Origin of the sequence: Haloactinopolyspora sp., from assembly GCF_027324685.1 — a bacterium.
Classification (GTDB): Bacteria; Actinomycetota; Actinomycetes; order Jiangellales; family Jiangellaceae; genus Haloactinopolyspora.
Genome location: NZ_DAHVSH010000142.1, coordinates 1 through 7,324, shown reverse-complemented (window position 1 = coordinate 7,324; position 7,324 = coordinate 1). Strand labels below are relative to the sequence as shown.

5 protein-coding genes, 1 tRNA gene and 1 pseudogene are annotated in these 7,324 nt (G+C 66.9%); 6 read left to right on the top strand and 1 reads right to left on the bottom strand.

From position 1 onward, the window contains the following. Window positions 1–157 precede the first annotated feature (157 nt). The 3 genes from M6444_RS15640 to M6444_RS15630 all read left to right on the top strand — a co-directional run bounded on the left by M6444_RS15640 (window position 158) and on the right by M6444_RS15630 (window position 3,137). Window positions 158–1,711, top strand: a complete 1,554-nt coding sequence (locus tag M6444_RS15640) for a replication initiator (protein ID WP_298329304.1) — start codon at window positions 158–160, stop codon at window positions 1,709–1,711. Between the two features lie 20 nt (window positions 1,712–1,731). Continuing rightward, window positions 1,732–1,908, top strand: a complete 177-nt coding sequence (locus tag M6444_RS15635) for a helix-turn-helix domain-containing protein (RefSeq protein WP_298329301.1) — start codon at window positions 1,732–1,734, stop codon at window positions 1,906–1,908. Between the two features lie 191 nt (window positions 1,909–2,099). Beyond that, window positions 2,100–3,137: a site-specific integrase gene (locus M6444_RS15630; RefSeq protein WP_298329298.1), complete on the top strand. Its 1,038-nt coding sequence runs from the start codon at window positions 2,100–2,102 to the stop codon at window positions 3,135–3,137. A gap of 78 nt (window positions 3,138–3,215) precedes the next feature. Here the strand turns inward: M6444_RS15630 and M6444_RS15625 are convergent. Next, window positions 3,216–3,288 (bottom strand) — tRNA-Arg (locus tag M6444_RS15625). Window positions 3,289–3,464: 176 nt separating this feature from the next. Here M6444_RS15625 and M6444_RS15620 point away from each other — a divergent pair. From M6444_RS15620 to M6444_RS15610, 3 genes and pseudogenes are all read left to right on the top strand, one after another. Beyond that, a complete protein-coding gene (locus M6444_RS15620) occupies window positions 3,465–4,667 on the top strand; it encodes an amidohydrolase family protein (protein ID WP_298329295.1) in 1,203 nt (400 codons plus the stop codon). A gap of 254 nt (window positions 4,668–4,921) precedes the next feature. Next, window positions 4,922–6,760: a phosphoenolpyruvate carboxykinase (GTP) gene (locus M6444_RS15615; protein ID WP_298329292.1), complete on the top strand. Its 1,839-nt coding sequence runs from the start codon at window positions 4,922–4,924 to the stop codon at window positions 6,758–6,760. A 220-nt stretch (window positions 6,761–6,980) separates the two neighbouring features. Further along, window positions 6,981–7,324, top strand: a pseudogene (locus tag M6444_RS15610) (ABC transporter ATP-binding protein); the annotation flags it as partial.

Genomic DNA, 7,324 nt, shown 5'->3' with positions numbered 1-7,324 from the left:
CTGCGTGCCCGAACCCTCGACGGGCGATGCAAACGCTGCGGCAACCCCGACGTGGGCCGCGTCGGCAACTGCTCGCAGAACTGCCGCATCGCCGACATCCGCGACCTGTAACCAACCCGACCAACCGACTGAGGCCTCTTGAGGGGGGTGATGAAACGTGAGTTTGCGTGCCCTACCCGATGACGCGACGTTGCGTGAGGTCGCCGCCAGTGAGGGGGTGTGCGTGCGCCCGGTGCTGCAACGCGTCACCGACACCCTCACCGGGGACGTGCGCACGCTGGTGATCCCATGCGGGGCCACACTGGCCTCGGTGTGCCCGTCGTGTGCGGACCGGGCACGCAAACTCCGCATCCAGCAATGCCGCGAAGGCTGGCACCTGGCCGAAGACCCACCCAATCCCACCACCGACGAAGACGCGGACGACCGCGACGACGAAGACGACGACGGTCAGGAGGACGAACAGGACGAAGAACCGGTGCGCCGGGTGCGCTCGACCCGTCGTCGCCAGGACGCGCCGGACCTGCCCCGCCTACCGGTGTCCGATCGCACGACGGGCCGGGTGTTCGAAACCAGCGACGGGAAGACCTATCGCCCGTCGATGTTCCTCACCCTCACCCTGCCGTCGTATGGGCGGGTCACGAGCGAGGGGGTGCCGGTCGATCCGGGCTCGTATGACTACCGGCGCGCGGCGCTGGATGCGATGCACTTCCCGAAACTCATCGACCGGTTCTGGCAGAACCTGCGCCGCGCCACCGGCTACTCGGTGCAGTACTTCGCCACCGTCGAACCCCAACGCCGCCTCGCCCCGCACCTACACGCCGCCATCAGGGGAGCGATACCGCGTGCTCTGCTGCGCCAAGTGGTGGCGGCGACGTATCACCAGGTCTGGTGGCCCGACATCACCGAACCCGTCTACAGCCTGAACCGGCTCCCAGCCTGGGACGAGGTGAACGAGTGCTACCGCGACCCCGACACCGGCCACGCCCTACCCACCTGGGACGAATCCCTCGACGCCATCGACCACGATCCCGATGCGGTGCCGGCGCATGTCATCCGGGCCGGAACCCAGGTCGACATCCAGGGCGTGATCGCCGGGACACCACAGGCTGACCGGGTCATCGGCTACCTCACGAAGTACCTCACCAAGAACATCACCGACCCCCTCCACACCGCCGACGACGCGGAGGGTGAGTATGTGCCGTCTGCGGCTCGTGCAGCGCATATTGATCGTCTCGCTGCCGAGGTGAAGTGGCTGCCCTGCTCTGAGCGGTGCGCGAACTGGCTGCTCTACGGCATCCAGCCGAACAACCCCCGCCCGGGGCTGGAACCAGGCCGGTGCCGGTCGAAAGCCCACCACCGCGACCACCTCGGCCTCGGCGGACGCCGCGTCCTCGTCAGTCGGCGGTGGACCGGCAAGACACTCACCGAGCACCGGGCCGACCGTGCCGCCGTCGTCCGCGCCGTCCTCGAATCCGCCGGGATCGAGATGGACGACCACGACGAATATTCGGCAACCACCCTGCGCCCGGACGGGCAACCGCGGTTCATCTGGAACACCATCCGCCCCGGCGACACCGACGGGCCTTCATATGCCCGACTCATCGGCCACGCCATCGCCCAGAAACACCGATGGCGCACCCAATACCGACACGCCCAAACCCGCGCCGGACCCGACACCCCAAATCTTTCGGCAACCACAACAGCAGCATGACCAGGAAGGACATGACGACGATGGAACCGCTCCTTATGCGAGTGCCGGAGGCAGCTCAGTACCTGAGTCTGAGCCGAGCGAAGGTGTACGAGTTGATCAAGTCGGGGGTATTGCCCTCGGTGCGCATCGACGGTGCTCGGCGACTTCGGCCCGCTGATCTGAGGGCCTACGTCGAGTCGCTGCGCGAGGTTGCCTGATGCCGCCGTTGCGAGACGGAGTTGTCAAACGGGGGTCGACCTGGTCATACGTGATCCGGGTGACTGACCCTCGTACCGGTCTGAGTAAACCGAAATGGGTAGGCGGCTTCGCCACCGAAGATGAGGCCAAGGCTGCCCGTGATGAAGCTAGGGTTGCTGCGCGTCGTGGCCAATACGTCGAGCGCAACCGGATGACCGTGGGTGGGTATCTGGCGCTGTGGATCGACGGCCACGCCGTAGAGATCAAGCCGAAGACGCTGGCTGGCTACCGCGACCTCATCAATCGCTACGTGCTGCCTCACATCGGAAACACGCGGATTCAAGCGGTCAAACCGTCGACCCTGTCCAAGCTCTACCGTGACTTGCTCGCGAGCGGTGGCGTGAACGGTCGGCCTCTATCGGTCAGGACAGTCGACCAGGTGCACGCGATCCTCAGGAAGGCGTTTAACGACGCCGTGCGCGTTGACGAGGTGCTCGCCGTCAACCCCGTTGAACGGGCCAAACGACCCCGACGTGAGCGGTCAGCGGTGCGGGAGGTGTGGAGCGCTGACCAACTGCGCCGCTTCTTGGCGTATGCGTCGCGTCATCGGCTCCATCCGTTCTTCCACGTCGCTGCGTACACAGGTGCTCGTCGGGGTGAGCTGCTGAACCTGCGTTGGTCCGATGTCGACTTCGAGCGTGGTGAAGTGACGATTCGAGGGTCGGCGTCGGTGATCGGCGGTGACTGGGTCGAAGGTTCGACGAAGGGTGGATACGCCCGGGTGGTGAGCATCGACAGCGGAACGGTCGACGTACTCAAGGCGCTGCGGGCGCGGCAGAACGAAGAACGCCTCGTTGCTGGTCAGGCGTGGTCAGGCGAGGAACACGTGTTCACGCGGGGCCTCGGTCAGCCGGTCCATCCCGACACCGTGTCGCAGCTCATGCCTCGGCTCGTCAAGGCGCACAACAAGGATGTACGTGAGTCGGACCAGCTACCGCCCGCGCGGTTGCACGACCTGCGTCACGTCCATGCGACGACGCTGCTTCTCGCTGGTGTCCCGGTTCACGTCGTCGCCGAGCGCCTGGGTCATGCGGACCCGTCGATCACACTGCGGGTCTACGCGCACGTCATCCGCCAGCGCACCGCCGCCGTCGCTGACATCTTCGCCCGCGAAATCGACACGGCAGGGAGCGAAGAACGGGCCGACGATGACGAAGATCCGCCAGCGCTCGCACTGGCGCCGCGTTAGCAAAGGCGTTAGCACGGTGGCGGTGTCGACATGCGAAAGCCCCAGGCTGGTAAGCGGCTGGCCTGGGGCTTTGTGGTGCGCGCCCGAAGGGATTCGAACCCCTAACCTTCTGATCCGTAGTCAGATGCTCTATCCGTTGAGCTACGGGCGCACGGCCCACGCAGGTGGACCGGTGACCGAGTGTACCGGTCGGCGCAGCCAGACCGAAATCGGAACTCGCTGACGCCCCGCACCGGCCCGACCGTCCCCGGTCGTTGTCAGGACCGGACCGTATCGTCGTTGCTGTCCCGCTCGTCCGAACCCCCACGACTCACGAAGGACACGCGCATGACGACCCAGCCGGGCACCTTGACGATCACCAACGCTGTCATCTTCGACGGCGTGTCGGCTGACCTCGCCGAGGGCAACATCCACGTGGTCGACGGTGTCGTCGCCGACATCGGCCCTGGAAACACGGACGCGGCGACGCTGATCGATGCTCGCGGCGGCACCGTCATCCCTGGTCTGATCGATGCGCACTGTCACGCCTACGGCATCGGGCTGAACATGGTCGACATCGAGACCGCGCCCACGAGCTACGTCGCGCTCGCCGGGGCCCGCAGACTCGAGTCCGCGCTGCGGCGAGGGTTCACGACGGTACGTGACGTCGCGGGCGGCGACCCGGGGCTGGCGAGGGCGATCAGCGAAGGCTTGATCCGCGCGCCTCGGTACTTCTACACCGGGCCGGCGTTGTCCCAGACCGGCGGGCACGGCGATCCACGTCCTGGCGATCACGACCTGTGCGTGTGCTCAACTCACATGACCGAGGTCGTCGACGGCGTCGATGCGGTTCGCCAAGCGGTGCGCGACCGGTTCCGGCGTGGCGCACATGCCATCAAGATCATGACGTCGGGCGGCGTGGTGTCGCTGACCGACCCGATCCGCGTGCCGCAGTACAGCCCCGACGAAGTTCGTGCCATCACCGATGAGGCTGCCCGCCGTGGGTCGTACGTCGTGGCGCACGCCTATTCGCCGGAGGCCATCGAACACTCCGTCGCCCATGGGGTGCGCTCGATCGAGCACGGCAATCTGCTCGACGAGGCGACCGCGCGGCTGATGGCCGACCATGACGCCTTCCTCGTGCCGACGCTCGCGACGTATGACGCGATGAACCGGCGCGCGGACGAGGTCGGCATGAACGCCGTCTCCGTGGCGAAGAACAACGAGGTGCTCGACTCCGGGCGTCGAGCGGTCGAGATCGCTCGGGCGGCCGGCGTACGCGTGGGCTTCGGCACCGACCTCATGGGCATCTTGGAAGACGAGCAACTCGAGGGTGTGCGGCTGCAGGTGGAGGTGGACGGCGTACTCGATGCGCTGCGTTCGGCCACGTCGGTCAACGCCGACCTGCTCGGCCGTCCCGACCTCGGGCGGATCGCCGTGGGGGCCGCAGCAGACTTCGTGGTCCTGAGCGCAAACCCGTTCGAGGACGCCACCGTGCTGTGGTCGCAGAAGGCTCGACGTGCGGTCATCCGAGACGGCCAGCCGATCTAAAACTGGTCCGTACCACCAGGTGAATGTGGTCCGGGCAGGTACGTACCACCAGCCGGTTTGTAACGTTTTTACTGGCAAAATGTGGTCCTGCTCACCCTTCTCGCGGTTCCACACGCTGAGACCGGCCCTTAGCGTTCGAGGTACTCCCGCGGAAACGTGCCCGCCTCCGAATGGCCTGAGGACGGGTGGTCGCCGCATACCTTCGTTCGGGGCGTCGACCCGAACGGCAGATCGCAAAGAGGGTGACCAGCTACATGACGACGTTCGCCGACCCAGGAACCGCCCACGGACTCGACGACGCCCCCACCTCTCACCGACGGTTGCTCACCTGGGTGCGTGAGACCGCCGAGTTGACCCAGCCCGACCGAATCCACTGGTGCGACGGCTCGGACGACGAGTGGCAGGCTCTGACCAGTGAGCTCGTCGAAGCCGGCACGCTGGTCCGGCTGAACCCCGAACACAAGCCGAATTCGTTCTGGGCGCGGACCGATCCAACCGACGTGGCCCGGGTCGAAGAGCGCACCTTCATCTGTTCTGTTGACGAGGCCGACGCCGGACCGACGAACAACTGGCGCGACCCCGCCGAGATGAAGGCCGAGATGACCGAGCTGTACCGCGGCTCGATGCGTGGCCGGACGATGTACGTCGTCCCGTTCTGCATGGGCCCGGTGAACGCGGCGAACCCGATGTTCGGTGTCGAGATCACAGACTCGGCGTACGTGGCCATCTCCATGCGCGTCATGGCCCGGATGGGCGCGCACGTGTTGGAGGCGATGGGCGACGACGCCGACTTCGTGCCCTGTCTGCATTCGGTCGGCGCCCCGCTGGAGCCGGGCGCTGCTGACGTCGCGTGGCCGTGCAACGAGACGAAGTACATCACCCACTTCCCCGAAGAGCGGATGATCTGGTCGTACGGCTCGGGCTACGGCGGCAACTCGTTGCTGGGCAAGAAGTGCTACTCGCTGCGCATCGCCAGCGCCATGGCCCGCGACGAGGGCTGGCTGGCCGAGCACATGCTCATCTTGAAGCTGACCGCGCCGAACGGGAACGTGCACTACGTCGCCGCGGCTTTCCCGTCGGCGTGCGGCAAGACCAACCTCGCCATGCTCGAGCCGACGATTCCCGGCTGGAAGGTCGAGACGCTCGGCGACGACATCGCCTGGATGCGTTTCGGCGAGGACGGCCGCCTGTACGCGCTCAACCCCGAGTACGGCCTGTTCGGCGTCGCCCCCGGAACCGGTTGGAAGACGAACCCGAACGCCATGCGGACCATCGAGCGCGGCAACAGCGTGTTCACCAACGTCGCGCTGACCGATGACGGCGACGTGTGGTGGGAAGGCATGACCGAGGAGCCGCCGGCGCACGTCACCGACTGGAAGGGTCGCGACTGGACGCCGCATTCCGACGAGCCCGCCGCGCACCCGAACTCGCGATTCTGCACCCCGATCACCCAGTGCCCCATCATCGCGCCCGAGTACGAGGACCCCAGGGGCGTGCCGATCTCGGCGATCCTGTTCGGCGGACGCCGCGCCACGACCATTCCGCTGGTCACCGAGTCGCGCGACTGGACGCACGGGGTGTTCATGGGTGCCACGTTGTCGTCGGAGACGACGGCGGCGGCCGCGGGGAAGGTCGGCGTGGTGCGCCGCGACCCGATGGCGATGCTGCCATTCATCGGCTACAACGCCGGCGACTACTTCGGGCACTGGATCGGTCTCGGCAAGGACGCCGATGCCGAGAAGCTGCCGAAGATCTTCTACGTCAACTGGTTCCGCCGGGACGACAACGGCAAGTTCGTGTGGCCTGGCTTCGGTGAGAACAGCCGCGTGCTGAAGTGGGTCATCGAGCGTCTCGAGGGCACCGCCGCCGCGACGGAGACTCCGATCGGGCACGTGCCCACCGTGGACTCCCTGGACGTCGAGGGCCTCGACCTGACGCAGGAGCAGCTGGAGGCGTGCTTGCGCGTCGACCCGGGCGAGTGGCGTGCCGAGGTGCCCGGTATCGAGGAGTGGTTCGCCAAGTTCGGCGACCACCTGCCGACGCTGCTGCGTGCCGAGCTCGACGGTCTGCGCGCGCGGCTGGGGATGGTGTGACGCGCGGGGCGCTCGCTGCGCCCGTTGAGGAGATGTAGACCGAGGTCGTCACGTCACGACACGTGCCGGTCGACTGACGGTCGACATGGTATGGCCCGCCCGGGGGAGGCGGGCCATGCCATGTCTGAGCGACGAGCTGACGAACGTTCGGCCTTGCCGGCAGGTGGTGCGAGCCGATGGGTGGGCCGCGGTATGACAAGGCCTCGGTATGGTGCCCATCGTGGACGGCGCGGACGAACCGGAGCGTCGCGGTCCGTGGCGGTATCTTTGGTGGCTGGTCGTCCGGCAACGAGGTCGCGCGGCGACCGGAGCGTTGTTCGGCAGCGTCGGCATGGTGGGTCTGGCGTTGCCGCCGTACGTGTTGTCCCGCGCCATCGACGACGGCTTGGCGGCCGAAGACACCGCCCGCACGGTGGCCTGGTCGGCGGTGCTGCTGGTCGTCGGCGTGTTCAACGCCTGGGTCGGCATCATGCGCCACCGGACGATGACCAAGGTCCGGATGGATGCCACGTTCCGCACGATCCGGGCCGTCGTCTGGCAGGCGATGCGCCTCGGAGTTTCCCT